This window comes from Rhodococcus sp. Eu-32, from assembly GCF_003336925.1.
GTDB classification, from domain to species: Bacteria; Actinomycetota; Actinomycetes; order Mycobacteriales; family Mycobacteriaceae; genus Rhodococcoides; species Rhodococcoides kyotonensis_B.
Genome location: NZ_QGNK01000019.1, coordinates 63992 through 89388 on the forward strand (window position 1 = coordinate 63992; position 25397 = coordinate 89388).

The following is a 25397-nucleotide window of genomic DNA, read 5'->3' on the forward strand; positions in this document are numbered from 1 at the left end:
ATTCGAGTGCTGGTCAGTGGGAGTGCAGGACAGTGGATCCGGTTGTCGAGGAGTGGGTGGCGGAGTTCGCCGCCACGGCCGACCGATCCCCCGACGCGATGTGTCTGCGGGGGTCGGACGGTGATGTCGCGTACCTGAATTCGGCGGCGATCGAGTTGATCGGTGCGCGGGACACGGCCGAGGCGGTGCGGACCGCCGAATGGGTGTTCGGCTCGGTGTACGCGCGTACGGGCCCGGTGGCACGTGCGCTCGCGGGTGGTGTGTGGACGGGCGATGTCGAACTCACGCACCTCCGCACCGGAGAGGCGATACCGACGTGGGTGTCCGCGTACGTGGTGACGGGACGGCACGCTTCCGTCGCGATGGTGGCCTTGGCGTTCCGCGACCTACGTGGTCGTTTCGATCACGAACGGCGCCTCGTCGAGGTCGCCGTCGCGGCCGACGCGCACGCCAGGGAACAGCGGGCGGTCGCGAATCTGAGTCGAATCGCGTTGACGGCCAGCCCAGCCCACGTCATGCAGACCGCAACCGACGCGGCCCTGTCGTTGATGGGTATGAAGTGCGCCGTCATCTTCGAACCCGGGTTTCCGAGCAGAACGGAACTGATGGCCGTCGCCTATTCGGGCCCGGGCCGTGCTCCCGGTCCGATTCCTCTGTCCCGCATGTCTCATGCCGCGGCAGCGCTGGTGTCCGACGAGCCCGTCGTGTGCGTCGACCGCGACGCGGAGTTCCGCTTTCCGACGGAATTCATGCGAGACCGAGGCGTGCGCAGCGGGGCTGCCGTCGTGATCGACGGGATGGGGGAGCCGTGGGGTGTCCTCGCGGTGTACAGCGCCGAGCGCAGGGGTTTCGACGACGGCGAACTCGCATTCGTGCAAACCGTCGCCGGTGTGGTGTCGGCGGCCGTTCGTCGGCATGACCTCGAGAGCGAACTGCGACGCCGGACCCTGCACGATCCGCTGACGGGGTTGCCCAACCGTGTGCTCGTCGGGCAACGGATCCGTGACATCGCCGAGAACGGAAACCCTTATCCGATAGCACTTCTCGTGATAGATCTGGACAACTTCAAGACGATCAACGACACGTTGGGGCATGCTGTCGGGGACGACATCTTGAGAATCGCGGCCGAAACTCTGGCCGGCGCAGTGGGTCCCGACGACACCGTGTCGAGATTCGGCGGCGACGAGTTCGTCGTGTTGCATCGCGGGTCGGATGCCGTCGGAGTAGCGAAGCGGATACTCGCCGAACTCGCTGACCCGGTCGAGATCGAGGGATACGTCGTCACCGTCTCGGCGAGTATCGGCATCGCTGTCGACGACGGGTTCCAGGCCGACGCCGACGACCTGCTCAGGAAAGCCGACGCGGCGATGTACGCCGCGAAGAACGCCGATACGTCCGGGTTTTCGGTGTTCGGCACGCCGTCCTCACGTGCCGAACACGATCTTGCGCTGTGAGGCCGTCAGCTCTTGGCGGCGACGTCGAGCACGACCTCGAACTCGAGCAGTGACGCACCGCTGGACACCGGTTTGGCCCGCTCGCCTGCATGTGCCGCCCGTGACGGTCCCGACGCCCACTCCTGGAAGGCCTCTTCGGTCTCCCACTGCGTCACGACGAAGTAGCGGTTCTCGCCCTTGACCGGGCGCAGGAGCTGGAATCCGAGGAATCCCGGAGAATTCTCGACGGCTCCGGCTCGGGCGGCGAAGCGCTTCTCCAGCTCGGCGCCTGCGCCTTCGGGGACCTCGATTGCGTTGATCTTCACGACTGCCATGCTCGAAGGCTACTCGCCCTATTACAGTTCCAATGGTGCTGTACGACGAGGGTGGGACGGGGCGACCGCTTCTGCTGCTGCACGGACTGATGGGCAGTGCGGGCACGTGGCGTCGTCAGGTTCCGTGGTTGCGAGAGTTCGGGCACGTCTACACCTACGACGCACCGGGTCATCGCAGGCCGCCGCCGTCGGACCTCACCACGGAGGCGTTCGTCGAGGATCTGATCGAGCATGTCCGGCACCTCGGATCGACGGTGCTGATCGGTCATTCGATGGGGTCACTGCACGGAGTGTGTCTCGCAGCCGCCCGCCCCGATCTCGTGTCGGGCGTGGTCGTCGAGGACATCGCGCCGGACTTCCGCGGCCGAACCGCCGACGCGTGGGCGGCGATGATCCGTCGGTGGCCGCAACCGTTCCCCGACGCGGATGCCGTCGACCGGTACTTCGGAGACGTTGCGGGACAATACTTTCGGGACTCCTTTCTGCGCCGGGACGACGGCTACCATCTGCACGGTGACGTGTCGACGTTCGAGAAGATCTCGCACGAGTGGGGCACGCGGCACTTCTGGGACGAGTGGGATGCCGTCCGTGCGCCCAGTCTGCTGATCGAGGGTGAGTTCGGGATCACACCTGCGGGTCAGATGACGGAAATGCATCGCCGGAACCCCATGTCGACCTACGTGTGCGTCGCGGGAGCGGCGCACCTCGTCCACGACGAGCAACCGACGGTCTACCGGCAGGCGGTGGAGGAGTTCCTGCGCCGACTACAGTGACGCGAATGTCGACGGCGAGACTGAACGGTATCGAAATCAACTACGACGTCGCGGGCAGTGGGCCCCTCGTCGTGCTGGTCATGGGATCCGGAAGCCCGGGCCGGGTGTGGAAGACGCATCAGGTGCCCGCTCTGACGGCAGCCGGGTACACCGTCGTCACGTTCGACAACCGCGGAATCGCACCGTCGTCGGAATGCGGCGGCGGGTTCGTACTCGACGACCTCGTGGCCGACACCGCCGCGTTGATCGAGCACCTCGGCGGAATGCGCGCACGCGTCGTCGGGACGTCGATGGGCGCACGCGTCACGCAGGAACTCGCTCTTGCGCGCCCGGACCTCGTGTCGCACGCCGTCATGATGGCAACGTACGGCCGGGCGTCGGCGATGCAGAAGGCGCTGTCTCGCGGTGAGCGAGATCTGTACGACGCCGGAATCACGTTGCCCGACAGCTATCGTGCTGCGATCACCGCGATGAACAACTTCTCGCCCGCGACGTTGCGGGACGACACCGCGATCGGTGACTGGCTCGCCGTGCTCGAGTACTCGGGAGGTGCGCCGAGCGCGGGCAAGCGGGCGCAGATCGGGTTGGAGATGCGCGCCGGGTCGGAGCGGCTGACGGCGTACCGCAAGATTTCCGCGAAGACCATGGTCGTCGGGTTCGCCGACGACCGTCTCATCCCCGTGCATCTGAGCCGTGAAGTGGCGCAGTCCATTCCGGGCGCGCGATACGAAGAGGTCTCGGACGCAGGGCATTTCGGCTACCTGGAACGCCCGGAGGTCGTCAACTCGCTACTCGTGGACTTTCTGCGCTGACGCGCACTACCCCTCGCCGGCGAGAGCGAACAGGCCCGTTTCGGTCTGCTCGACCAACCCGTCGACGAGCAGCGAGTCCAGTGCTCGGTCCCGCTGGCCCGGATCGCTGAGCCAGACGACGTCGAGTTCGGCGCGTTCGACGGGGCCGTCGCTCTCGCGGAGCACCGCCATCAGCTTGCCGCGCACCTGACGGTCGGTGCCCGCGAACTTCTGCACTTTCTTCGGCGGTCCGGTGTAGGCGGGTCGACCTGCTTCGATCCACGAGCACTCCGGGAGCGGGCACAACAGGCATGCCGGGTTCTTCGCCGTGCAGATCAATGCTCCGAGTTCCATCAACGCGGCCGAACAGCGTGCAGCCCTCGTTCGCTCGATCGGCAGTATGGCCTCGACGTCGGCCAGATCGCGCGTGGTCGACGGATTGCCCGGCTCGGCGGCGCCATGAGCCGCCCGCGCGACGACGCGTCGAACATTGGTGTCCACGACGGGAACTCGCTGTCCGTAGGCGAAACAGGCCACGGCGCGCGCGGTGTAGGCGCCGATTCCGGGGAGGCTCAGGAGTGTGTCGACGTCGTCGGGAACGACGTCACCGTGCTCCGCGGCGAGTACGCCCGCGCACTCGTGCAATCGCAGTGCGCGACGCGGGTACCCGAGCTTGCCCCATGCGCGCAGCACCTCGGCCTGGCTCGACGCCGCCATCTTCGACGGCACCGGCCACCGCTGCACCCACTCCGCCCAGATCGGCGCGACGCGGGACACCGGCGTCTGCTGCAGCATGATCTCGCTCATCAGGATCTGCCAGGCCGTGACGCCGGGACGGCGCCAGGGAAGATCGCGTTCCTCGGTGTCGAACCATCCGAGCAATGCGTCCGTATCGATCGGCACCTGCTCTGCGCACCTTTCTGCAGCGGACCCGACTCGCCGGTAACAGTGGGCCGGGGCACAATGGGGTCCATGCCTGCTACCAATCCAGTTTCAGCATGGAAGTCTCTCAAGGAGGGTAACCAGCGCTTCGTCGACGGCGAGTCGTTGCACCCCAGTCAGGGAATCGACGATCGGACCCGTCTGACGGAAGGTCAGCACCCGGGTGCCGTGCTGTTCGGCTGCGCCGACTCCCGCGTCGCCGCGGAGATCATCTTCGACCAGGGCCTCGGCGACATGTTCGTCGTGCGTACGGCAGGTCATGTCATCGACTCCGCCGTCCTCGGTTCCATCGAATACGGCGTCGCGGTCCTCGGCGTCCCGCTGATCGTCGTGCTCGGCCACGACAGCTGCGGTGCGGTCCGGGCGACGGTCGACGCGCTCGAGTCCGGAGACACACCGGGAGGCTACATCCGCGACGTCGTCGAGCGAGTCACTCCGTCGGTGCTGTCGGCTCGTCGCGACGGTCAGAATGCTGCCGACGAGTTCGAGCGTCGCCACGTCGAGGAGACCGGCAAACTGCTGATGGAGCGCTCACGCATCATCGCGGAGAAGGTCGAGTCGGGACAGGTCGCGATCGTCGGTCTCACCTACCAGTTGTCGGAGGGCAAGGCGCAGTTGCGGGCGGTCATCGGCGACATCGGCGAGCAGCCCTAGCGTCCAGGCGCATCGGCTTCGCGACACGCCGCGTGTGCTTCAGGGATAGGTAGCTGCTGGCGTTTACGGTTGTTCTGTGTTGCAACCGACCGGGCCTTTGCCTCCCGAAATCTATTGGCGTCGCCGAGCTCTCGCCATCGGCGCAGCCGTCGTGGTGCTCGGTTTGATCGTGTGGTTCATCTCGTCTCTCGGCGGTGGTAACGACGAGCCTCCGCAAGCCGAGCCCGCCGGTGTCGTCGCGACGACACCGGCGCCCACGACGCCGAGTGCATCGGCGACGCCGTCTCAACCGGCCTCGTCGGGCGGCGGGTCCGGCGGTTCGGGCAGCGGCTCCTCGGGCAGTGGTTCGGGGAACGGTTCCGGCAACACGGCGGCCGGCAACGGAAGCACCAGCTCGTCCGCGGCCGCTCCTGCAGGCGCGCCTGCTCCCGCGAACCAGTGCTCGGATCAGAGCCTGGCCATCAAGGCGACGCCCGACAAGCCGTCGTACCGCGTCGGAGAAGAGCCCGGGTTCACGGTCGTCATCACGAACATCAGCTCGACGGAATGCCAGCGCGACGTCGGCGCAGGCCTGCAGCAGGCCCTCGTCTACACGCTCGACGATCAGCGCATCTGGTCCAACACCGACTGCTTCCCCGACGCACAGTCCGACCTGCGGACGTTCAAGCCGGGCGAGCAGGCAGGCTTCACGGTCAAGTGGTCGGGCACGAACTCGGTGCCCGGATGCGGCGAGGAGCGCATCCCGGTGGGCGTCGGCTCGTACAAGGTGATCGCTCAGCTCGGCGAGCTTCGCAGCTCGCCCGAGCCGTTCAACATGACCTGAGAAGTTAGCTAGTCGTACGGTCCGGCGATGGAGGCCTCCGCGAGACGCGAGAGGCCTTCTCGTATATGACGGGCCCACAGCCCGCCGATGCCGTCGACCGATTGCAGGTCGGCTGCGGTCGCGGCGAGCAGACCCTGCAGCGTTCCGAACGAGCCGACGAGCCGGTGGATCTGGCCGAACTGCAGCCGGGGCACACGCGTCAGCACCCGGTAGCCGCGCGGGTTCATCGGGGTATCGAGTGCCTCGATCGTGCCCGGGTAGCCGAACGCCCGCGCGAGCGTCGTCAGATCCAGTAGGTCCACGTCGGTCAGTTTGTCGAGGGCAGCGAGTGCCTTCTCGACGGCGACCGTGTCGGACGGTTCCGCACCGGCGAGATAGTCGCGGACGATCAGCTGCCGATCGGCATCGTTGTCGCCGAGGAGTTCTTCGAGTTGCAGAGCCAATTGCCTACCGTCCGTACCGAGTTCGAGGACGTTCTGCTCGATCTCGACGGACACGCGCCGCACCATCTCCAGCCTCTGCGCGACGGTCAGAGCGTCACGTAGCGTCACGAAGTCCTCGATCTCGACGACGGACAGCTGACGCGTGTTCTCGTCGAGGCGCGCCTTGTACCGTTCGAGCGTCGCGACGGCCTGATTGGCCCGGGAGAGGATCGTGGCCGAACCCTCGACCACGTGGCGTATGCCGGCGACGTAGACACTGACGATGCTCATCGACTGGCTGACCGAGACGACCGGATAGCCGGTCTGCATCGCGGTCCGCTCGGCGGCCCGATGCCGGGTGCCGGATTCGACCGTCGCGATCTTGTGATCGGGAACAAGTTGCACATTGGACCGGACGATCCGTCGGCCGTCGGTGGACAGGACGACCGCGCCGTCCATCTTCGACAGCTCACGCAGCCGCGTCGGTGAGAACTCGACATCCAGCTCGAATCCGCCGTCGCAGATGGCCTCGACCTCGTCGTCGTAGCCCAGCACGATGAGACCGCCCGTGCGGCCGCGCAGGATGCGCTCCAGGCCGTCGCGCAGAGCCGTGCCGGGCGCGAGACGTGCAATGGTGTCCCGGAGTGCCGGAGATGACGTGGTGTCGCGCGCGGATACGTCCATGTTCATCCCCTCGTGTTGTGTCACAGTCTCGCAGGTAGAGGGTACGCCGCCGGGGTCATACGGCCCGCATTGTTACCGAGTTCAATGCTTCACCGAGATTGGTGACGGCGTGGACCTTCATTCCGGCGGGCACCGTGTCGTCGTGTTCCGGCGTGATGGCTCGGGTGAAACCGAGCCGCGACGCTTCGGCGAGCCGACGACCCAGCCCCGACACGCGACGGACCTCTCCCGCGAGTCCGACCTCGCCCAGGATGACGACTCCCGACGGCAGCGGCCTGTCGGTGACGGCCGACGCGAGTGCTGCCGCGAGCGCGAGATCGGCTGCCGGCTCGGTGGTCTTCATGCCGCCGACGGTCGCGGCGTACACCTCGCTCTTGGACATCTTGATCCCGCAACGACGTTCGAGGACGGCGAGGATCATGGCCACGCGAGCGGATTCGAGGCCGCTGACGGCGCGGCGCGGCGACGGCATCTGGGTGTCGACGACGAGTGCCTGCAGTTCGGCGAGGAGGGGACGCTTGCCGTCCATCGTGACCGTGACAGCTGTGCCGGGAACGGCTTCGGTGCGGTGGTGGAGAAACAGCCCGGACGGATCGGATATGCCGTGAATGCCGGTGTCGCGCAATTCGAAACAGCCGACCTCGTCCGAGGCGCCGAAGCGGTTCTTGATGCCGCGAATCATCCGTAGCGTCGAATGCTTGTCGCCTTCGAAGTGCAGGACGACGTCGACGAGATGTTCGAGCGCCCGCGGACCGGCGACCGCACCGTCCTTGGTGACGTGTCCGATGAGCAGGACGGCGACGCCTGTCGTCTTGGCGAGCGAGGTGAGCGCGCTGGTGATGGCCTTGACCTGTGTGACACCGCCGATGACACCGTCCACGTCGGCTGCCAGCATGGTCTGCACGGAGTCGACGATCAGCAGGCTCGGCTTGACCTGCTCGACGTGGCCGAAGACCGTCGCCAGGTCGGACTCGGCGGCGAGGAAGACTCGCTCGTGGACGGCGCCGGTGCGATCGGCGCGAAGGCGCACCTGGCCTGCGGACTCCTCACCCGTGACGTACAGCGCGCGACGGTCCTCGCCGGTGCGAGCCCACCGGTGCACGACCTCGAGCAGAAGGGTGGATTTGCCGACTCCCGGCTCGCCTGCGAGGAGCACGACGGAGCCGGGAACGAGGCCGCCGCCGAGCACGCGGTCGAACTCGTCGATGCCGGTGGAGTTGGCCTGGGAGGTGGTACTGCTGACCTGCGTGAGTGCGGTGGCGGGAAGGGTGGGCACCATCGCGGCCGTCGCCGACCGGGTGTTGCCCGCCCCGAGGCCCGACGCACCCGGCCGACTGGCGACGGGCGCGAGGATCGGGGCTTCGTCCATCGAACCCCAGCTACCGCACTCCGGGCAGCGACCCACCCACTTGGCAACCGTGTGCTGGCAGGCCGAACAGCGGTAATTCGTCTTGAGCTTGGCCACGATCGAGAACGTTAGACGCGGCTACCGACAGGAACTGTCAGTTGTTGCCGTCAGCGCCTTCTTCGACCTCGGTCTCGACGACGCTCTGCTCGGCGCTCTCGGCCTCGCCGTGTGCCTCCGCCTCGACGGGCGACTTGTCGGAGACGTTGCGCGGAAGGACGGGGCCTGCGTCGACGGGAACGAGAACCTCGACGTCGCCTGCGTTCTCGAACGTGAACGTGACGGGGACGGTCAGTCCGGGACGCACGTCCTCACCGATGCCGTTGAGCTCGACGACGATCTGCTGCAGCGGGATCAGCGGGTCGTCGAGCTGCGTGTCGGCCGGAGCGCCTGCACCGAGCGCGGTGAGCGGTTCGATCTCGGTGCCGCCCGGCTCCTCGCCGAGGGTGATCGAGGACGCGGCCGTCGTCGCGATGCGGGTCAGCTTGTCGGAGTTGTTCGGGCTGTTGTTGACGGCGATGAAGCCGAGCTCGACCTTGCCGCCTGGCTCGATCGAGTACTCCTCGGACTGCGGGTAGACGACGTGTACGTTGCGCACCGAGATGTTTCCGACGTCGGCGGAGTTGCCGTTGACGGCAGCGACCTGATCCGCCGTCTGGGAGATCTGGCCCGCGCCACAGGCGCTCAGCGTCAGTGCGGCACCGGCGGCAATGGCTGCCGTCGCCACCAGTCGGCGGGTCTTACGGTGCGCAGTCGCAGCTTGGATCGCAGTCACGGGTCGTCCTCCAGTTGTGCCGGTCCGGGCCAGCCGGTACGTCAGGTCCACTAGGCAGAGTAGTAGTCATCGTCCGAAGGTTCTTCGCTGGGGCTTCGATCGCGTCGACGGATCCGGCGGGGACCGGCGTGTTCACCCGTGTTTCGTTTCGTCGCTGTTGCGTCGACACCGTGTATTTCCGAACCCATTGCGGGGGTGTCGGATACACGTTCCGGCCGTCCTGTCAACCCCTGCGACGTTCGCGCTGTGCCCCTGACCTGCGCCGTTGATCTGGGTGCGTGGTAAACTCGGAAAATCGAAAGGGGCACGGGACAGATGATTTTCAAGGTCGGAGACACCGTCGTTTACCCCCATCACGGAGCGGCGCTGATCGAAGCGATAGAAACCCGCACCATCAAGGGTGAACCGAAAGAGTACCTAGTTCTCAAAGTCGCTCAGGGCGATCTCACCGTTCGAGTTCCTGCAGACAACGCCGAGTACGTCGGCGTCCGGGACGTCGTCGGGCAGGAGGGCTTGGACAAGGTGTTCCAGGTTCTGCGTGCTCCGCACACGGAAGAGCCGACCAACTGGTCGCGCCGGTACAAGGCAAATCTCGAGAAGCTCGCCTCCGGTGACGTCAACAAGGTTGCCGAGGTCGTTCGTGACCTGTGGCGTCGTGAGCAGGATCGTGGTCTCTCCGCAGGTGAGAAGCGCATGCTCGCCAAGGCGCGTCAGATTCTGGTCGGCGAGCTCGCTCTCGCCGAGGGAACCGACGAGGCCAAGGCCGACACGATTCTCGACGAAGTTCTCGCTGCGGCTTCCTGAGTGACAGCTGCTTAGGTGGCTCGTTCCAACACAGGTCCCGTCGTCGCGCTCGTTCCGGCGGCGGGCCGAGGTCTTCGGCTCGGTCTGGGAGAGCCCAAAGCGTTCGTGACCGTCGGGGGCAAGACCCTCCTCGAGCGCTCGGTCGAAGGCCTCGTCGAATCGGGTTCCGTCGATCGCATCGTCGTCATGGTTCCCGAGGAACTGGTCGAGCGGACCGGTGACTTACTGGGTTCCATCGACGAGATCACGGTCGTCGCCGGTGCAGGCGAACGGACGGATTCCGTCCGATGCGGCTTGGCCGCGGCCGGTGACGCGGACATCGTTCTCGTGCACGACGCGGCCCGAGCGTTGACGCCGTCGTCGCTCGTCTCGCGCGTCGTCGCAGAGGTGCGTGCCGGACGAGCCGCCGTCGTACCGGCAATTCCGGTTGCCGACACCGTCAAGACGGTCGACATCATGGGTGCCGTCGTCGGCACGCCGGATCGAAGCGGGCTTCGCGCAATTCAGACACCGCAGGGTTTCGACGCCGAACTTCTGGCCCGCGCGTACGCCGAGGCAGGCGACTCCGCGACGGACGACGCCGGTCTCGTCGAACGACTCGGCGAAACCGTCCACACCATCGTCGGTGACCCGCTGGCATTCAAGGTCACCACTCCACACGATCTGCTGCTGGCCGAGGCGCTGGTGGGGCAGGAGCGTTCATGAGGGTCGGTATCGGGACCGACGTCCATCCCATTTCGCCGGGTCGGCCCTGCTGGCTCGCCGGTGTGCTGTTCGAGGACGGCGACGGGCTCGACGGCCATTCCGACGGTGACGTCGCGTCGCATGCGTTGTGCGACGCGTTGCTGTCCGCGGCCGGGTTGGGCGATCTCGGTTCGGTCTTCGGTACCGGACGGCCGGAGTGGGACGGCGTCAGCGGTGCAACCATGCTGACCGAGGTACGTCGACTGCTCACCGAGGCCGGATTCACGATCGGGAACGCGGCAGTGCAGATCATCGGAAACCGTCCGAAGATCGGCCCGCGTCGTCTCGAGGCCCAGGAGACGCTGTCCGCGGTGCTCGGAGCTCCCGTGTCGGTCTCGGCGACGACGACCGACGGATTGGGATTGACCGGTCGTGGCGAGGGAATCGCGGCGGTCGCGACCGCACTTGTCATGACGAAGTAAATGCACCGGTAGCATTGCTGGTCGTGACCCTTCACCTGTACGACACCGAGACGAGGGCCCTGCGGGAATTCACCCCCTTGGTCCCTGGCCATGCGTCGGTGTATCTGTGTGGGGCAACGGTTCAGGGGGAACCGCATATCGGGCACGTGCGCAGTGGAGTCGCGTTCGACGTGCTGCGGCGGTGGTTGCTCGCGCACGATTACGACGTCGCCTTCGTCCGCAACGTCACCGACATCGACGACAAGATTCTGAACAAGGCTCGCGACGCAGGCCGCCCGTGGTGGGAGTGGGCCGCGACGTACGAGCGGTCGTTCACCTGGGCCTACGACAAGCTGGGTGTGCTGCCGCCGTCGGCCGAGCCGCGCGCAACCGGGCACATCACGCAGATGGTCGAGCTGATCGAGCGGCTGATCGAGTCCGGCCACGCCTACGCCGCCGAGGGCGACGTCTACTTCGACGTCGTCAGCTTCCCGGACTACGGCGCTCTGTCCGGTCACAAGCTCGACGACGTCCATCAGGGCGAGAGCGCGGCCGCGGGCAAGCGCGACCCGAGGGACTTCACGCTGTGGAAGGCCGCGAAGCCGGGTGAGCCGTCGTGGCCGACGCCGTGGGGACGCGGGCGTCCCGGGTGGCACCTCGAATGCTCCGCGATGTGCGAGGCCTATCTCGGTTCCGACTTCGACATCCACTGCGGTGGTCTGGATCTGGTGTTCCCGCACCACGAGAACGAGCGGGCGCAGAGCAAGGCCGCCGGCGACGGCTTCAGCCGCTACTGGCTGCACAACGGCTGGGTGACGATGGGCGGCGAGAAGATGTCCAAGTCGCTCGGAAACGTGCTGTCGGTTCCGAACGTGCTGAAAAGCGTTCGGCCGCAAGAACTTCGGTACTACCTCGGCAGCGCGCACTACCGGTCGATGCTCGAGTACTCCGACAACGCGCTGCAGACGGCAGCCGTGACGTACCGGGGTATCGAAGGTTTCGTGAAACGTACCGTCGAACGTGCGGGCGACGTTCCGCTGGGAACGTGGACCGACGATTTCGCCGACGCGTTGAACGACGATCTCGGAGTGCCCAAGGCTCTCGCCGCCGTCCATGCGACGGTCAAGGCGGGCAACAGCGCTCTGGAGAGCGGCGACCTGCAGGGGGCCGTCGAGCAGGCGTCGAAAGTCAGGGCGATGCTCTCGATCCTCGGCGTCGATCCGCTCGATCCGCACTGGGACAGCGGCACTCGCGACAGCGATGCCGTCGTCGGAGCCCTCGGCGTTCTCGTGGACGCAGAACTCCAGCGCCGAGCACAGGCGAAGGTCGACAAGGACTGGTCCACCGCGGATGCGATCAGAGATCGCCTCGCGAAGGCGGGGATCGATGTGACAGACACCCCCAACGGGCCCGAATGGTCCGTCGGGGCAACCAGCAGTACCGACGAAGCAGGGCAGTGATGGCAGGCAATTCCAGTAGGCGCGGCGCAATTCGCAAAGCGGGCACGAAGAAGGGGCAGGTCGCCGGCTCCGGCGGTAACCGCCGTCGTGGTCTCGAAGGACGCGGTGCGACGCCTCCTGCCGAGGCACGGACGAAGCATCCCGCGGCGCGTCGGGCCAAGCTCGCCGAGAAGGCTGCGCAGTCCCAGGGCAGGCAGGGCGGGGGCCGCGTCGCGAACCGGAAGAACGACGACGGTCCCGAGGTCGTACTCGGACGCAACCCCGTCGTCGAATGCTTGCGTGCGGGCGTTCCCGCGACGGCGCTGTGGGTCGCCACCGGCACCGACAGCGACGACCGACTCAAGGAGAGCGTCCAGCGCGCGGCCGACGCGGGCATCTCGATCCTCGAGGTCCCGCGCAGCGATCTCGACAAACTGAGCGCCAACGGCCTGCACCAGGGTCTCGCGCTGCAGGTGCCGCCGTACCGGTACGCGCATCCGGACGACCTCGTCGGTGCGGCACGTGCGCATCAGGAGCCTGCATTGCTCGTCGCGCTCGACAACATCACCGACCCGCGCAACCTCGGTGCCGTCGTTCGGTCCGTTGCTGCGTTCGGTGGGCACGGCGTCGTCATTCCGCAGCGTCGTAGCGCGAGCGTCTCGGCGGTCGCGTGGCGTACCAGTGCCGGCGCGGCAGCGCGGCTTCCCGTCGCGCGGGCCACGAACCTGACTCGCACGCTGAAGGATTGGCAGACCAAGGGAATCACGATCGTCGGTCTCGACGCGGGCGGCGACACGTCGCTCGACGCGTTCGACGGCACCGGTCCCGTCGCGATCGTCGTCGGCTCGGAGGGGAAGGGCCTGTCTCGCCTCGTCCGCGAGAACTGCGATCACATCCTGTCCATCCCGATGGCAGGGCCGGTCGAGTCCCTCAACGCATCGGTGGCTGCGGGCGTCGTGCTCGCGGACATCGCGCGGCAGCGTAGGCGCTGACGCGCCCGTGCGTGGTTGGTTGCACCAGGGTCGAACTATCCGCGCACGGGTGCCGCAGGCGCCCACGGACGCGGACGGAAACGCAGGCTGTCGCCAGGCCTGAGCTGTCCGAGGACGGGCAGGTCCTCGGACGCGACGACACCGATGACGGGATAGCCTCCGGTCACCGGATGGTCGGCGAGAAACAGCACCGGCTTGCCGTCGGGAGGGACCTGCAGCGCACCGGGAACCATGCCCTCGCTGGGCAATTCGCCTGCAATCGCTCTTTCCAGAGGTCGATCGCCGTCGAGCCGTATGCCGACGCGATTCGAGTCCGACGTGACGGACCAGTGTTGCTGATAGAGCAGGTTCACCGCGAGGTCGGTGAACCAGTCGGCGCGCGGGCCGAGGATGACCGAGACGACTGCCTTCGCACGTTCTGGAGGCGGGGCGAAATCGATTGCAGGCCAATCCGACACGTCGCATCCGACTGCGACGACGTCGCCCGATCGAAGAGGCGACGGCCCGAGCCCCGACATCGTGTCGGTCGACCTCGATCCCAACACGGGCTCCACATCGAATCCGCCACGTACCGCGATGTACGTTCGTAGCCCGAACGTCGGTGTGCTGACGGCCAATTCGTCGCCATCGCCGAGATCGAGCGTCGTGTAGAGAGCGTCAGGTGTGCCGTTCACGGTGATGGGGCCCTCGGCGCCCGTGACGGCGATCGACGCGTGACCGTGTACACGCGCACGGAATCCGCCCATGGTCACTTCGAGTGTCGCGGCATCGACGGCGTTGCCCACCAGACGATTTGCTGCATCGTGCGCACGAACGTCGGCTGCCCCTGACCGTCCCACGCCGATCGACGAGTATCCGACCCGACCTCGATCCTGGATCGTGCACAACGGTCCGGGTTCGAGAATCTCGATCGACGTCATCGCGCCTCGAACCGGACGGTCACCCCGGGCTGCAGAAGGGCCGGTGGATTGCGCTGTGGGTCCCACAGAACCGCGTCGGTTCTGCCGATCAGTTGCCAACCGCCAGGGGAGCTGCGCGGATAGATTCCGGAGAATTCACCGGCCAGGCCGACGGACCCGGCGGGAACCGTCGTACGCGGGGTTGTTCTTCGGGGCACGTGCAGGCGGTCGGTCGTGCCGACGAGATATCCGAATCCAGGTGCGAAACCGCCGAACGCGACGGTCCAAGTCTGCTCGGTATGAGCCGAAATCACTTCATGCGCAGACATTCCCGTGGCGTCGGCGACGTCGCCCAGATCCTCGCCGTCGTAGGTGACGGGAACGACTACCGGTTCGGCATCGGACATGGCGTCGACGTCGGCGGGCTCGGTGCTGCGAACCCATGAGACGACGCGATCTCGGTTTCCTGTGTGTCGCACCAGAATCGTTCGCGCCGCCGGGACCAGGTCTTCGACGTCGTCGATTGCGCTCGCGGCCAAGGCCCGATGCCACGCCATCGTCTCGGCGAGGTTCTCGAACTCGACGAGAAGGGCCCTGTCCCCGCAATCGTGCTCGATCATCAGACGAAGGCGGAGATGTCGATGTCGTTGTCGGACAGGATCTTCTGGATGGCAACGGCCATCTCGACGGCGCCGGGTGAATCACCGTGCACACAGATCGATTCGGCGTCGACGGCCACGGTCGATCCGTCGACCGCCTCGACGACGCCTTCCTGAACCATCCGCAGTACGCGTCGTGCTACTTCTGCCGGATCCGTGAGCACGGCACCGTCGTTCCGACGGGACACGAGTTCGCCCGATGGCGTGTACGCGCGGTCGGCGAATGCCTCGGTCACCGTGCGCAATCCGACGGCACGGGCCTCGTCGAGAAAAACGGAACCCGGTAGGCCGAGGACGGGCAGCGTCGGGTCGTAGGACCTCACGGCGTCGACGACGGCACGCGCTTGCTCACGGTGCGTCACGATCGCGTTGTACAGCGCACCGTGCGGCTTGACGTAGGCGATCGCCGAACCCGACGCCTGCGCGAGGCCGTCGAGCGCGCCCATCTGATAGAGAATGTCCGCGGTGAGATCCGACGGGTCCATGTCGATGAAGCGGCGGCCGAATCCGGCCAGATCTCGATAGCCGACCTGAGCCCCGATACGCACGGCGTTCTCGGTGGCCGCGCGGCATGTATCGAGAATTGTGCGGGGATCGCCCGCGTGGAAGCCACAGGCGACGTTGGCGCTGGTGACGACGGACAGCACGGCATCGTCGTCGCCGAGTTTCCAGGTGCCGAAGCTCTCGCCGAGGTCCGAGTTCAAGTCGATGGAAGGCATCGTGGACAAGTCTAGGTCGGAAGCGATGATCGGGGGTCGCGACGGCAAGCCTGGGCGCGGGATACCAGCGAGGGCGGCCTTCGGTCACTCTGAGTGACCGAACGTGACATTCGGTCACGACAGGGGAGATCAGGCCGACAGAACCCGCCCCGAATTCGCTTTGCGACGCGACCCGATGGCCCGGCAGACCAGGTAGATCACGAACGAGATGGTGGTGACGAAGGTCGAGACCGGGACCCCGGGGGCGAGGGACAGCAGAATGCCGCCGACAGCTGCGGTCTCCGCGAACGCGATCGACAGCAGCGTCGCCTTGAGCGGGCTGGCGGTGACGCGGGCGGCGGCTGCGGCAGGCGTGATCAGCAGTGACAGCACGAGCAGCGCTCCGACGATCTGCACACCGAGAGCGCAGGCGACGCCGACCAGCACGGCGAAGACGACAGCCAAGCCGCGAACCGGGACGCCACGAGCGAGAGCGACCTCGGGATCGGTGCTGGCGAAGAGCAACGGTCGGTAGACGATGGCCAAGACGACGAGGACGACGGCAGCGCAGATCAGCAGCAGCTGCAGACCGCTCTGCCCGACGCCGACGATCTGGCCGATCAGCAGCGAGAAACTCGTCCCGGTCCGACCCGGATACAGCCAGATGAACAGCACCGACAGGCCGAGTCCGAAGGACATGATGACGCCGATGACCGAGTCGCGATCGCGGGCCTTGGAGCCCAGCAGTGCGAACATGATGGCCGCGACGACGGAACCGACGATCGCACCGAGGCCGACGGTGATGCCGACGAGCAGTGCCGCGGAGGCGCCGGTCAGCGACAACTCCGACGACCCGTGCACGGCGAACGCCCACTGTCTGCTGACGATCAGCGGCCCGAGCGCACCCGCGAGCAGACCGAGGATGGCGGCCGCGATCAGCGCGCTCTGGACGAAGTCGTAGCTCAGCAGATTCGCGGTGGTGCTGAAGTCGAAGATCTTGGAGAAGGCGTCGGTCACCTTGTCGTTCATGCCGGGTTCGTTCCTGGTGTCTCTGGCGTGGGCGGGTGGTGGGCGCCTGCGGTTCCGAGCGCATCGATGGAATCTCCGGTACCGACGACGACGAGTCGCCCGCGCACGTGCAGTACCTCGACCTCGGTGCCGTACAACTCCGACAGCACCTCGGTGGTCATGACCTCCGTGGGTGTCCCGATGCGGAACCTGCCGTCGACGATGTACACGATTCGATCCACGAGCGGCAGAATCGGATTGATCTCGTGGGTGACGAACAGGACCGCGGTGTCGTGCTCCCGGCGTCGGCGATCGATCAGTCCGGACACGAGTTGTTGGTTCGCGAGGTCGAGGCTGAGCAGGGGCTCGTCGCACAGCAGAACGGTCGGATCGCCGACGAGCGCCTGCGCGATCCGCAGTCGTTGCTGCTCGCCGCCGGACATCGTGCCGACGGGTGCACCTGCGAACGCGCCTGCATCGACCTGATCGATCGCGTTCTGCACGATGCGTTTGCGCTCGCGCATGCCGCGGAGTCCGACGCCCCACTGGTGGCCGTCCCAGCCGAGCCCGACGAGGTCTCGCCCGCGCAGGGGGAGACCGTCGTCGATGCTGCGTTGCTGAGGGACGTATCCGACGCCGGATTGCCCGTGACGCACGGGCTCGCCTGCGATCGTGGCCGTACCGTGCGTCAGGTGGTTCTGGCCGAGCAGGACCTTGAGAAGAGAGGTCTTGCCCGACCCGTTGGGGCCGAGGATCGCCACGAACTCACCGCTTTCGACGGTGAGGTCGAGGTTCTGCCACAGCGTGCGTTCGCCGAACGCCAGACCGGCGTCACGCAGTTCTACAGCAGACATGTTCTACAGCTTTCCAGTAACCGGCCGAGCCGGCCGAGTCAGGATGCGCTCAGCGCAGCCTGGAGATCCTGCGCGGCCTTGGTCTGCCACTCGATGTACGTCATGCCCTCGGGGAGCGTTTCGGTGACCTCGACGACGGGGACGCCCGCTGCCTCGGCCGTCCTGCGAATGTCCTCGGTGACCGAGTCGACGGTCTGCACGTTGTAGACGAGCGCCCGGACGGAGTTCGACGCGAACAGATCACGCGTCTCGGCGATCGACGCGGGTGACGGGTCGTTGCCTTCTTCGATGGCGTTCTTGAAGTCGTCCGGGGTGACGTCGTCGAGCCCGGACGTCTCGATCAGGTAGTGCGCGATCGGCTCGGTCTGCGCGACGGGTGCGTCCGGATGGTCCGCGGCGATCTTCGACGTGACGTCGGTGATGCCGTGAACCTGGTCGTGGAACGTCTCGGCGTTGGCGGTGTACTGCGCGGCGTTGTCCGGGTCGAGCTGGCCGAGCTTCTCCGCGATGGATTCCGCGGTCGCAGCGGCGACTTCCGCGTCGTACCAGACGTGCTCGTTGTTCTCGCCGTGGTCGTGGCCGTGATCGTCGGCGGGCGCCTGCGTGGATTCCTCGTGCGCATGATCGCTGTCCAACAGGTCGTACGCGTTCACCGACGGGACGTTCTTGCCTTCGCTGCCGAGGATGTCCTCGATGAACTCGTCGTATCCGCCGCCGTTGTAGACGACGAGCGATGCTTCGGCGACCTTCGCGGCGTCGCCTGCGCTCGCTTCGTACGAGTGCGGGTCGGCGGACGGGTCGGCAATGATCGAGTCGACGGTCGCCAGATCGCCTGCGACGGACTGCGCGACGCTGCCCCACACGTTGGTGGACGCGACGATCGTGATCGGTCCGTCGACCGGCGATGCGGGCGCCGAACCCGAGCTCTCGGCGTCGTCGGAGCTGCAGGCGCCGAGCGTGAGAGCCGCGGCGCAGGTCAGACCGAGCACGGCATAGGTGTTACGGAATTTCGGTCGCACGGGGTGCTCCTCGAGGCTACTTATAAACGCAATTGGAAACCGTTTCCGTTGTACTCTAGCGACCGACGGTCCGAGGATCGAATCGGTCAATTTTCACAACCACCGCCTTTGCGGCTAACGTCCCCGTATGTCCAGGTCGAGGGAGCCGCGTCGCCCCGCTACGTTGGCGTCGATCGCCGCCGAGTTGAAGGTGTCCCGCACCACGGTGTCGAACGCGTACAACCGGCCCGATCAGTTGTCGCCTGAGCTGCGCGAACGCGTCCTCATGGCAGCGAAGAGACGCGGATACGCGGGACCGGATCCCGTCGCCCGCTCGCTGCGCACGCGCAAGGCGGGAGCCGTCGGCCTGCTGCTCACCGAAGCGCTCAGTTACTCGTTCCGCGACCCGGCTGCGATGGCGTTCCTCGCCGGTCTCGCGGAGTCGTGCGAGGCGGCCGGCCAGGGGCTGCTGCTCATCCCTGCGGGTCCCGATCGCGACGACACCGGGGCTGCCGCCGTCGTCCAGCAGGCCGGCGTCGACAGTTTCGTCGTCTACTCCGTCGCCGACGACGACCCGTACCTCGCGGCCGTGCGCGAACGGCACCTTCCCATCGTCATCTGCGACCAGCCTCGCGGTGTCCCCGAGGCCGCCCTCGTCGCCATCGACGACCGTGCCGCGATGAAGTTGATCGCCGAACAGGTCATCGCCCTCGGGCACGAACACATCGCCGTGCTGTGCATGCGGCTCGGACGCGACCGCCGCGACGGCGTCGTGCCGCCGAAGCGCCTGGAGAACAGCCACTTTCACGTGCAGCGCGAGCGCATCGCCGGCGTTCACGAGGCGATGGAGGAAGCAGGTCTCGATCCGAGGACGCTGACCGTCGTCGAACGATTCGAACACAACAAGCGCTCGGGCCATTCGGCTGCGGCGCAAGCACTTCAGGCGAATCGCGACACGACGGCGCTGCTGTGCACCACGGACGTCCTCGCGCTCGGTGCACTGAATTTCGCGAAGGTGTCGGGCATCGACGTGCCGCGACAGCTCACGGTCACCGGGTTCGACGGCGTCGAGGACGCGATTCGCGACAACGTCACCACCGTGCGGCAGGACGCCGAGGAGAAGGGTCGACGCGCGGGCACGCTACTGCTCTCGACGTCGCACTCCGGCGTCATGGCGACAGAGATCCTGCCGACCGAACTGGTCAAGGGGCGGACGGCCGCCGCGCCGCCGAGCTAGCGAGAATCCCCACGGCATCGATGCGCCGCGGCAACCGTCTACAGGATGCCGCGGGCCATCGATGCCGAAAGGGCGAGCTCAGGCACTCAACAACGCCGCACACCGCAGCAGCCCGAGGTGGCTGTACGCCTGCGGGTGATTGCCGAGGGACCGTTCGGCGACGGGGTCGTACTCCTCGCTGAGCAGACCCGTCGGCCCGGCAGCGCTGACCAGTTGAGCGAACAACGCCTCCGCCTCCGATCGCTGCCCGATGAGGAGGTACGCCTCGACGAGCCAGGCCGCGCAGAGGTGGAAGCCGCCCTCACCGCCGGGGAGACCGTCGTCGTGGTGGTACCGGTACACGGTCGAGCCGCTGCGCAGTTCGGCCTCGGTCGCGGTGACCGTCGCGGCGAATCGGGGGTCGGATGGGTCGATCAGTCCGGACAGTCCGATGTGCAGCGTGGCCGCGTCGAGGTCGGTGCCGTCGTAGGCGGCGGTGAACGACTGGACCTCGTCGTTCCAGCCCTGGTCCAGAACCTCGGCGCGGATGACGTCGCGCAACGCCTGCCAGCCGGGTTCGATCTCGCGGTCGAAGGAATTCGCGAGCATGAGTGCCCGGTCGAGTGTCATCCACCCCATCACCTTCGAGTACACGTGGTGACGTGGGTTGCCGCGGATCTCCCAGATGCCGTGATCGGGTTCGGACCACCGGCGTTCGACGGCCTCCACCATCGCACGCACGAGTGACCAATCCTCTTCGGCGAGAGCCTCTTTGCCGTGCAAACCCTGGGCCTGACGGGCGTGGGACAGCGTCGAGACGAGGTCGACGATCGGGCCGAAGACGTCGAGCTGCACCTGCTGGTTCGCCGCGTTGCCGACGCGTACCGGTCGGGATCCTGCGTAGCCGGGCAGCTCGTCGATGACGGCCTCCGGTGGGAGTCCGAGACCCCAGATCGTGTACAGCGGGTGCAGACGCTCGGGGCCCGGAACCGATTGCAGCACACCGTGAATCCAGGACAGGTAGTTCTCGGCTTCGTCCAGCGACCCGACGCCCACGAGCGCCGACGCGGTCAGGGCCGCATCGCGGAGCCAGCAGTAGCGGTAGTCCCAGTTGCGGACGCCGCCGATCTCCTCGGGCAGTGACGTCGTCGCAGCGGCCATGATCGATCCGGAGTCGGCGTGCACGAGCCCGCGGAGCGTCAGCGCCGAACGCTTCATCAGGTCGCGCTTGAGCGGTGGCAACGACAGACCGCCGACCCAGTCGCGCCAGTAGCTCTCGGACAGCTCACGGCGCTCGGGCTCGGACAGGCGTGCCGGGCCCAGATCGTCTGTACCGAGGCGCAATTCGAGAACGACGGGACCGTCGGTGGGATCGATCTCGGCATGCGCCGTCTGCTGCGCGCCGTCGGAGACGACGTTCCACTTGACGCCGGGGCTGCGCAGCACCATCGCGTCGGCGGTGCCGTGGATGCGGAGACCGTCGGTCTCGGGTTCGAGTCGGACCCAGACCTTTCCGAACTCGGGGCGAGGCGCGAACGTCGCGACGGCGGTCGCCTTGCCGGTGACGACACGCGTCAACGCGGTCTGGCCGGTCGGAACGTCGTGTGGCAGATAGTCGGTGACCTGCAGGCTCGACCACTTCGTCTGTACCGTCATCGTGCTGTCGACGTACTGCTGACTCAGCGGCAGTGCGGCTCGCGTCGGCCCGATGCTGAAGTGGCCCGCGCCGTCGCCGCCGAGGAGGTGGGCGAAGATCGCTGCCGCATCCGGTTCCGGATGACAGAGCCACGTCATCGTCGCGTCGGGAGTCACCAGTGCGACGGCGTTCGGGCTGGCGAGCATCGTCAGACGCTCGATGCGCGGTGCGTCGGCACCCGAAAGCCATTGGCGTCGCTGCTCGAGCAGGAACGCGAGCGCGAGGGACACCTGCTCGGTGTTCTCGATGCGGAACTCCGCCGCCGTGTCGCCGGTGCCGACCTTGACGCCGATGTCGGGGCCGTGCAGCCGCGCGAACGCCTTCTCGTCGGTGACGTCGTCGCCGAAGAAGACCGCCGCCGTCGCAGCTTCCTGGTGACGCAGAATGTCGAGCGCTGCGCCTTTGTCGGTGACGATGACGGCTAGTTCGATGACGGCCTTGCCTTCGGTGACCTGCACACCCTCCCGTGTCGCGACGCCCTCGCGGACCGCGGCGAGGGCTCGTTCGGCATCGCCGGCTTCGGCGTTGCGCACGTGCAGAGCGGCACTTGCAGGCTTGGTTTCGACGCTCACACCCGGGAAGCGGGCAGCGATCGACTTCATCTCCTCCGAGATGATCGCGAGCAGGTTCTTGGCCTTGTCGTCGATGGCATGGATGAAGCCGACGTCGAATTCGCTTCCGTGACTTCCGACGAGGTGGACCTCGGCCGGAAGCCGGGACAGCGTCGCCAGATCACGCAGCGCGCGGCCGGAGATGACGGCCGCGGTCGTGGCGGCGAGCGTCGCGAGGCCACGCATCGCGTTGACGGACTCGGCGTGCGGAAACGCCTTGTCCGGATCGGACACGATGGGCGCCATCGTCCCGTCGTAGTCCGAGGTGACGAGCAGTCGTGGCGTTCTGGCCACGCCGATCAGGGCGCGGCGAAGTTCCAGCGGCAGATCCTGTGCAGTCACGGGTTCAAACCTAGGCGATGGCGGCGAGTCCGGCTCACCCGGACGTCACCCGCTGATGGTGCGTCGCCCAGGCGTCAGTCGAGCGCTCTGCCGTTGCCGAGGAGAAGGTCGACGGTCAGTTCGAGCCGTGCCGCGACGTCGGTGGCCGAGGATCGACGCGTCAACCACGCCACCAGATTCGACAGCCACACGTCGCTGATGACGCGAGCGATGCTGAGCTGCAAGTCCGTTGGCTCGCCGTCGCTCATCGCCTTCGCGAACAGCCGGTCCATCAGGCGACCGACCTGATCGACCTCGGCGGCGGCGGACGCGTCGGCGAACATGAAGGCTCGCGTCATCGCCTCGGTGAGGAGCGGATCACGCTGCATCGCCCGTGTGATCTGCCCCAGGATCAGGTGCATGCGCTCCTGCGGGGTCTGACCGGGCGGGAGTTTGCGACGGGAGTCGATCTTCTCGAATTCCCGTGCGAGCGCGGACACCAACAGGTGCACCTTCGACGGGAAATAGCGATATAGAGTTCCGACGGCGACGTCGGCCCGTTCCGCGACAGCGCGCATCTGGACGGCCTCGTAGCCGCCTTTGGACGCAAGGGCGAGGGTGGCGTCGAGAATGCGCTTGCGACGCTCGCGCTGTGCGGCGGAGCTCAGGTCGTCGTCGCTGAGAACGCCGACGGAACGCAGCGGCGTCGGTGTCGACGCCGGGGCTCCGTTCTTGTCGGCGGGCTCGGAGACGCCCGGCCGAGATGATGAGGTCATCTTTGGTTTTCCTTCGTACCTCGAGCTTGACCAGCTAGCGTATTAGAACACGTTCTAGCAGTCCAAGTCATCTCGAGAGCTGGGGTTTCACTGTGACGATTGCCACGACCGAGGACCAGCGTGATGCCCAGAAATCGGTGCGATCGTGGGTGTCCCGGACAACACCGACAGTTACTTTACGCGCCGACGAAACGGCAGCGTGGCGCACCTCGTGGCGCGGGCTGGAGGAGCTCGGCGTGTTCTCGGTCGCGGTGCCCGATGATGCAGGCGGGGCGGGCGGTACCGTCGTCGACCTGGCCGCGATGGTCGAGGAGATCGGCGCGGGCCTCGTCGGGGGACCCGTCGTGGCGACGGCCGTGTCGGCGATCGTCGGAGCGGGTGACGGCCCGTGTGCGCTCGTGCTGCCGCCCGAGAGGGCCACGAGCCGGGATCACGACGGCGTGCTCGTGCTGGACGGGCAGTTCGACGTCGTGTCCGGCCTCGCGGACGGCGTCGACGTTCTGGTTCTTGCTTCGACCGACGCCGGGGAGCGGTGGTGTCTCGTCGCCGCGGACGCCCCCGGCGTGAAAATCGAGGTGATGGTTGGCGTCGACCGCAGCACGCCGGTCGGTAGGTTGACGCTCACCGCGGCGCCGGCTCGGGTGGTGCGCGACGTCGATGTCGATCACGTCCGCGATCTCGCTGTGACGCTGTACGCGGCCGAGGCCGCAGGCGTCGCGGGCTGGTGTCTGCGAACCGCCGTCGACCACGCGAAGACGCGCGAGCAGTTCGGCGCCCCGATCGGCAGCTTCCAGGCGATCAAGCATCTGTGCGCCGACATGTTGTGCCGCGTCGAGCAGGCACGGGCTGCAGCGTGGGATGCCGCCGTTGCCGCCGACACGGACAGGGCCGAATTCGCTCTTGCTGCCGCCGTCGCCGCCGCGGTCTGTGTCGACGCGGCCGTCGCGACGGCCGAGGATTGCATTCAGGTGTTGGGCGGAATCGGTTTCACGTGGGAGCACGACGCGCACTTCTACCTGCGTCGGGCACTGTCGCTGCGGCAGCTGCTGGGAGGCGCGTCGTGGTGGCACCGACGGGTGACCGAGCTGTCGCGTGCCGGCGTGCGACGTCAGCTCGCGGTCGATCTCGGCGACACGGCCGAGGTACGCGACGCGATCAGAGCCGAGGTCGACGCGATCTCCCGTGCCGACGATCCACGCGTCGCGCTGGCCGAATCCGGCTTGGCGGCCCCGCACTGGCCGAGCCCCTACGGCCGGGATGCGGGAGCAGCCGAGCAGCTGCTCGTCGCCGAGGAACTGGCGTCGGCCGGTCTGTCGGCTCCGGACCTGGTCATCGGGTGGTGGGCCGTGCCGGCGATCCTCGAGCACGGAACCGCCGAGCAGATCGACCGATTCGCGCGGCCGACGTTGCGCGGTGACATCACGTGGTGCCAGCTGTTCAGCGAACCGGAGGCGGGATCGGACCTCGCGTCGCTGCGCACGACCGCCACGCAGGTCGACGGCGGCTGGCGGTTGCGCGGGCACAAGATCTGGACCTCGCTCGCGCGCGACGCGGACTGGGCGATCTGCCTGGCCCGCACCGATCGCGATGCACCCAAGCACAAGGGGATCAGCTATTTCCTCGTCGACATGCGCACGCCCGGTATTCGCATCGAGCCGTTGCGGGAGATCACCGGCGACGCCGTCTTCAACGAGGTGTTCCTCGACGACGTCGTCGTTCCCGACGACTGCCTCGTCGGGCGGCCGGGTGACGGTTGGCGGTTCGCTCGGACGACGCTCGCCAACGAGCGGGTCGCGATGAGCAGCGGATCTGCCCTCGGTTCGGCGCTGGAGGACGCGATCACCGCGACGAACGACGCCGACGACGCGGTGCTCGACGACCGGCTGGGCGGCCTCATCGCGGAGGGTCAGGTCGGCTCGGTCCTCGAACTTCGCACCGCGTTACGACGCCTCGGCGGTCAGGACCCGGGTCCGGAATCGAGCGTCGCCAAACTCGTCGGCGTCGTGCACCGGCAGGACCTGGCCGAGTTCGCCCTGGAGGCCGCCGGACGCGCAGGCGCGGTCGAAGGACCGCTCGCGAAGGAGATGTTGCTGACGCGCTGCCTGTCGATCGCGGGTGGTACGACGCAGATTCTGAAGACCGTCGCGGCCGAGCGGATTCTCGGCCTGCCGCGGTAGTGCCGCTTCACGGGTGGCGCAGCCGCACCGATCGATGTTAAAAATAGAACACGTTCTACTAGTTTCC

Annotated in this window: 25 protein-coding genes; 12 read left to right on the forward strand and 13 right to left on the reverse strand. The window is 67.1% G+C overall.

Going from position 1 to position 25397, the window contains the following annotated elements; all coding sequences use genetic code 11:
* Nucleotides 1-32: 32 nt before the first annotated feature.
* Complete coding sequence (locus DK926_RS20720) at nucleotides 33-1454, forward strand: diguanylate cyclase (RefSeq protein ID WP_243636928.1); 1422 nt, start codon at nucleotides 33-35, stop codon at nucleotides 1452-1454.
* Between the two features lie 5 nt (nucleotides 1455-1459).
* Here the strand turns inward: DK926_RS20720 and mhuD are convergent, their stop codons facing one another.
* Nucleotides 1460-1768 (reverse strand): mycobilin-forming heme oxygenase MhuD, encoded by a 309-nt coding sequence (gene mhuD / locus DK926_RS20725; protein ID WP_068423160.1) that lies wholly within the window; start codon nucleotides 1766-1768, stop codon nucleotides 1460-1462.
* Nucleotides 1769-1803: 35 nt separating this feature from the next.
* Between mhuD and DK926_RS20730 the strand changes: the two genes are divergently transcribed.
* Nucleotides 1804-2541 (forward strand): alpha/beta hydrolase, encoded by a 738-nt coding sequence (locus tag DK926_RS20730; RefSeq protein ID WP_114332006.1) that lies wholly within the window; start codon nucleotides 1804-1806, stop codon nucleotides 2539-2541.
* 5 nt (nucleotides 2542-2546) lie between these two features.
* Nucleotides 2547-3353, forward strand: a complete 807-nt coding sequence (locus tag DK926_RS20735) for an alpha/beta hydrolase (protein WP_114331966.1) — start codon at nucleotides 2547-2549, stop codon at nucleotides 3351-3353.
* A gap of 6 nt (nucleotides 3354-3359) precedes the next feature.
* On the opposite strand, the gene DK926_RS20740 is transcribed toward DK926_RS20735, so the two are convergent.
* Entirely contained in the window at nucleotides 3360-4235 is an 876-nt protein-coding gene (locus DK926_RS20740) for an A/G-specific adenine glycosylase (protein WP_114331967.1), read from the reverse strand.
* A 69-nt stretch (nucleotides 4236-4304) separates the two neighbouring features.
* Between DK926_RS20740 and DK926_RS20745 the strand changes: the two genes are divergently transcribed.
* The gene (locus DK926_RS20745) at nucleotides 4305-4928 is read left to right on the forward strand and encodes a carbonic anhydrase (RefSeq protein WP_068423306.1); all 624 of its coding nucleotides are present in this window, start codon (nucleotides 4305-4307) and stop codon (nucleotides 4926-4928) included.
* A 76-nt stretch (nucleotides 4929-5004) separates the two neighbouring features.
* Nucleotides 5005-5751 (forward strand): hypothetical protein, encoded by a 747-nt coding sequence (locus DK926_RS20750; RefSeq protein WP_114331968.1) that lies wholly within the window; start codon nucleotides 5005-5007, stop codon nucleotides 5749-5751.
* Between the two features lie 8 nt (nucleotides 5752-5759).
* Here DK926_RS20750 and disA read toward each other — a convergent pair whose 3' ends face one another.
* The 3 genes from disA to DK926_RS20765 are packed head-to-tail and all read right to left on the reverse strand — an operon-like array spanning nucleotide 5760 to nucleotide 9037.
* Nucleotides 5760-6857, reverse strand: coding sequence for a DNA integrity scanning diadenylate cyclase DisA (gene disA / locus DK926_RS20755; protein WP_114332007.1), 1098 nt, complete (start codon nucleotides 6855-6857; stop codon nucleotides 5760-5762).
* Nucleotides 6858-6912: 55 nt separating this feature from the next.
* Nucleotides 6913-8322, reverse strand: a complete 1410-nt coding sequence (radA, locus tag DK926_RS20760) for a DNA repair protein RadA (protein WP_114331969.1) — start codon at nucleotides 8320-8322, stop codon at nucleotides 6913-6915.
* Nucleotides 8323-8359: 37 nt separating this feature from the next.
* Nucleotides 8360-9037, reverse strand: coding sequence for a hypothetical protein (locus DK926_RS20765; RefSeq protein WP_114332008.1), 678 nt, complete (start codon nucleotides 9035-9037; stop codon nucleotides 8360-8362).
* Between the two features lie 315 nt (nucleotides 9038-9352).
* Between DK926_RS20765 and carD the strand changes: the two genes are divergently transcribed.
* The 5 genes from carD to rlmB are packed head-to-tail and all read left to right on the forward strand — an operon-like array spanning nucleotide 9353 to nucleotide 13417.
* Entirely contained in the window at nucleotides 9353-9841 is a 489-nt protein-coding gene (carD, locus tag DK926_RS20770; protein ID WP_068423143.1) for an RNA polymerase-binding transcription factor CarD, read from the forward strand.
* Nucleotides 9842-9856: 15 nt separating this feature from the next.
* On the forward strand, nucleotides 9857-10546 hold the full coding sequence (ispD, locus tag DK926_RS20775; protein WP_114331970.1) for a 2-C-methyl-D-erythritol 4-phosphate cytidylyltransferase: 690 nt from the start codon (nucleotides 9857-9859) through the stop codon (nucleotides 10544-10546).
* Entirely contained in the window at nucleotides 10543-11007 is a 465-nt protein-coding gene (gene ispF / locus DK926_RS20780; RefSeq protein ID WP_068423138.1) for a 2-C-methyl-D-erythritol 2,4-cyclodiphosphate synthase, read from the forward strand. The genes ispD and ispF overlap by 4 nt, the downstream gene beginning before the upstream one ends.
* A gap of 23 nt (nucleotides 11008-11030) precedes the next feature.
* Complete coding sequence (gene cysS, locus DK926_RS20785) at nucleotides 11031-12446, forward strand: cysteine--tRNA ligase (protein WP_068423301.1); 1416 nt, start codon at nucleotides 11031-11033, stop codon at nucleotides 12444-12446.
* Nucleotides 12446-13417, forward strand: a complete 972-nt coding sequence (rlmB, locus tag DK926_RS20790; RefSeq protein ID WP_114331971.1) for a 23S rRNA (guanosine(2251)-2'-O)-methyltransferase RlmB — start codon at nucleotides 12446-12448, stop codon at nucleotides 13415-13417. The genes cysS and rlmB overlap by 1 nt, the downstream gene beginning before the upstream one ends.
* A 35-nt stretch (nucleotides 13418-13452) precedes the next feature.
* On the opposite strand, the gene DK926_RS20795 is transcribed toward rlmB, so the two are convergent.
* The 6 genes from DK926_RS20795 to DK926_RS20820 form a co-directional block, all read right to left on the reverse strand.
* Nucleotides 13453-14337, reverse strand: a complete 885-nt coding sequence (locus tag DK926_RS20795) for a biotin-dependent carboxyltransferase family protein (RefSeq protein WP_114331972.1) — start codon at nucleotides 14335-14337, stop codon at nucleotides 13453-13455.
* A complete protein-coding gene (gene pxpB / locus DK926_RS20800; RefSeq protein ID WP_114331973.1) occupies nucleotides 14334-14936 on the reverse strand; it encodes a 5-oxoprolinase subunit PxpB in 603 nt (200 codons plus the stop codon). The genes DK926_RS20795 and pxpB overlap by 4 nt, the downstream gene beginning before the upstream one ends.
* Nucleotides 14936-15694 (reverse strand): 5-oxoprolinase subunit PxpA, encoded by a 759-nt coding sequence (locus tag DK926_RS20805; protein WP_114331974.1) that lies wholly within the window; start codon nucleotides 15692-15694, stop codon nucleotides 14936-14938. Before DK926_RS20805 ends, pxpB begins: the two co-directional genes overlap by 1 nt.
* A 129-nt stretch (nucleotides 15695-15823) precedes the next feature.
* Entirely contained in the window at nucleotides 15824-16702 is an 879-nt protein-coding gene (locus DK926_RS20810) for a metal ABC transporter permease (RefSeq protein WP_068423126.1), read from the reverse strand.
* The gene (locus DK926_RS20815) at nucleotides 16699-17535 is read right to left on the reverse strand and encodes a metal ABC transporter ATP-binding protein (protein ID WP_114331975.1); all 837 of its coding nucleotides are present in this window, start codon (nucleotides 17533-17535) and stop codon (nucleotides 16699-16701) included. The genes DK926_RS20810 and DK926_RS20815 overlap by 4 nt, the downstream gene beginning before the upstream one ends.
* A gap of 38 nt (nucleotides 17536-17573) precedes the next feature.
* The gene (locus DK926_RS20820) at nucleotides 17574-18554 is read right to left on the reverse strand and encodes a zinc ABC transporter substrate-binding protein (protein ID WP_068423121.1); all 981 of its coding nucleotides are present in this window, start codon (nucleotides 18552-18554) and stop codon (nucleotides 17574-17576) included.
* Nucleotides 18555-18681: 127 nt separating this feature from the next.
* Here DK926_RS20820 and DK926_RS20825 point away from each other — a divergent pair, with 127 nt between their 5' ends.
* Nucleotides 18682-19770, forward strand: coding sequence for a LacI family DNA-binding transcriptional regulator (locus DK926_RS20825; RefSeq protein WP_165839639.1), 1089 nt, complete (start codon nucleotides 18682-18684; stop codon nucleotides 19768-19770).
* Between the two features lie 78 nt (nucleotides 19771-19848).
* Here the strand turns inward: DK926_RS20825 and otsB are convergent, their stop codons facing one another.
* Together otsB and kstR are read right to left on the reverse strand one after the other, a co-directional pair.
* Complete coding sequence (gene otsB / locus DK926_RS20830; RefSeq protein WP_114331977.1) at nucleotides 19849-22398, reverse strand: trehalose-phosphatase; 2550 nt, start codon at nucleotides 22396-22398, stop codon at nucleotides 19849-19851.
* A 74-nt stretch (nucleotides 22399-22472) separates the two neighbouring features.
* Nucleotides 22473-23153 (reverse strand): cholesterol catabolism transcriptional regulator KstR, encoded by a 681-nt coding sequence (gene kstR / locus DK926_RS20835; RefSeq protein ID WP_068423112.1) that lies wholly within the window; start codon nucleotides 23151-23153, stop codon nucleotides 22473-22475.
* Between the two features lie 92 nt (nucleotides 23154-23245).
* Between kstR and DK926_RS20840 the strand changes: the two genes are divergently transcribed.
* On the forward strand, nucleotides 23246-25330 hold the full coding sequence (locus tag DK926_RS20840) for an acyl-CoA dehydrogenase (RefSeq protein ID WP_114331978.1): 2085 nt from the start codon (nucleotides 23246-23248) through the stop codon (nucleotides 25328-25330).
* The last annotated feature ends 67 nt before the right edge of the window (nucleotides 25331-25397 follow it).

Excerpts from the sequence above, each read along its gene's own strand:
- mhuD (WP_068423160.1), bottom strand. The coding sequence starts at position 1,768 with ATGGCAGTCGTGAAGATCAACGCAATCGAGGTCCCCGAAGGCGCAGGC.
- rlmB (WP_114331971.1), top strand. The coding sequence starts at position 12,446 with ATGGCAGGCAATTCCAGTAGGCGCGGCGCAATTCGCAAAGCGGGCACG.
- DK926_RS20810 (WP_068423126.1), bottom strand. The coding sequence starts at position 16,702 with ATGAACGACAAGGTGACCGACGCCTTCTCCAAGATCTTCGACTTCAGC.
- ispF (WP_068423138.1), top strand. The coding sequence starts at position 10,543 with ATGAGGGTCGGTATCGGGACCGACGTCCATCCCATTTCGCCGGGTCGG.
- DK926_RS20795 (WP_114331972.1), bottom strand. The coding sequence starts at position 14,337 with ATGACGTCGATCGAGATTCTCGAACCCGGACCGTTGTGCACGATCCAG.
- kstR (WP_068423112.1), bottom strand. The coding sequence starts at position 23,153 with ATGACCTCATCATCTCGGCCGGGCGTCTCCGAGCCCGCCGACAAGAAC.
- carD (WP_068423143.1), top strand. The coding sequence starts at position 9,353 with ATGATTTTCAAGGTCGGAGACACCGTCGTTTACCCCCATCACGGAGCG.
- disA (WP_114332007.1), bottom strand. The coding sequence starts at position 6,857 with ATGGACGTATCCGCGCGCGACACCACGTCATCTCCGGCACTCCGGGAC.
- DK926_RS20825 (WP_165839639.1), top strand. The coding sequence starts at position 18,682 with ATGTCCAGGTCGAGGGAGCCGCGTCGCCCCGCTACGTTGGCGTCGATC.
- DK926_RS20815 (WP_114331975.1), bottom strand. The coding sequence starts at position 17,535 with ATGTCTGCTGTAGAACTGCGTGACGCCGGTCTGGCGTTCGGCGAACGC.
- DK926_RS20805 (WP_114331974.1), bottom strand. The coding sequence starts at position 15,694 with ATGCCTTCCATCGACTTGAACTCGGACCTCGGCGAGAGCTTCGGCACC.
- DK926_RS20735 (WP_114331966.1), top strand. The coding sequence starts at position 2,547 with ATGTCGACGGCGAGACTGAACGGTATCGAAATCAACTACGACGTCGCG.
- DK926_RS20745 (WP_068423306.1), top strand. The coding sequence starts at position 4,305 with ATGCCTGCTACCAATCCAGTTTCAGCATGGAAGTCTCTCAAGGAGGGT.
- pxpB (WP_114331973.1), bottom strand. The coding sequence starts at position 14,936 with ATGATCGAGCACGATTGCGGGGACAGGGCCCTTCTCGTCGAGTTCGAG.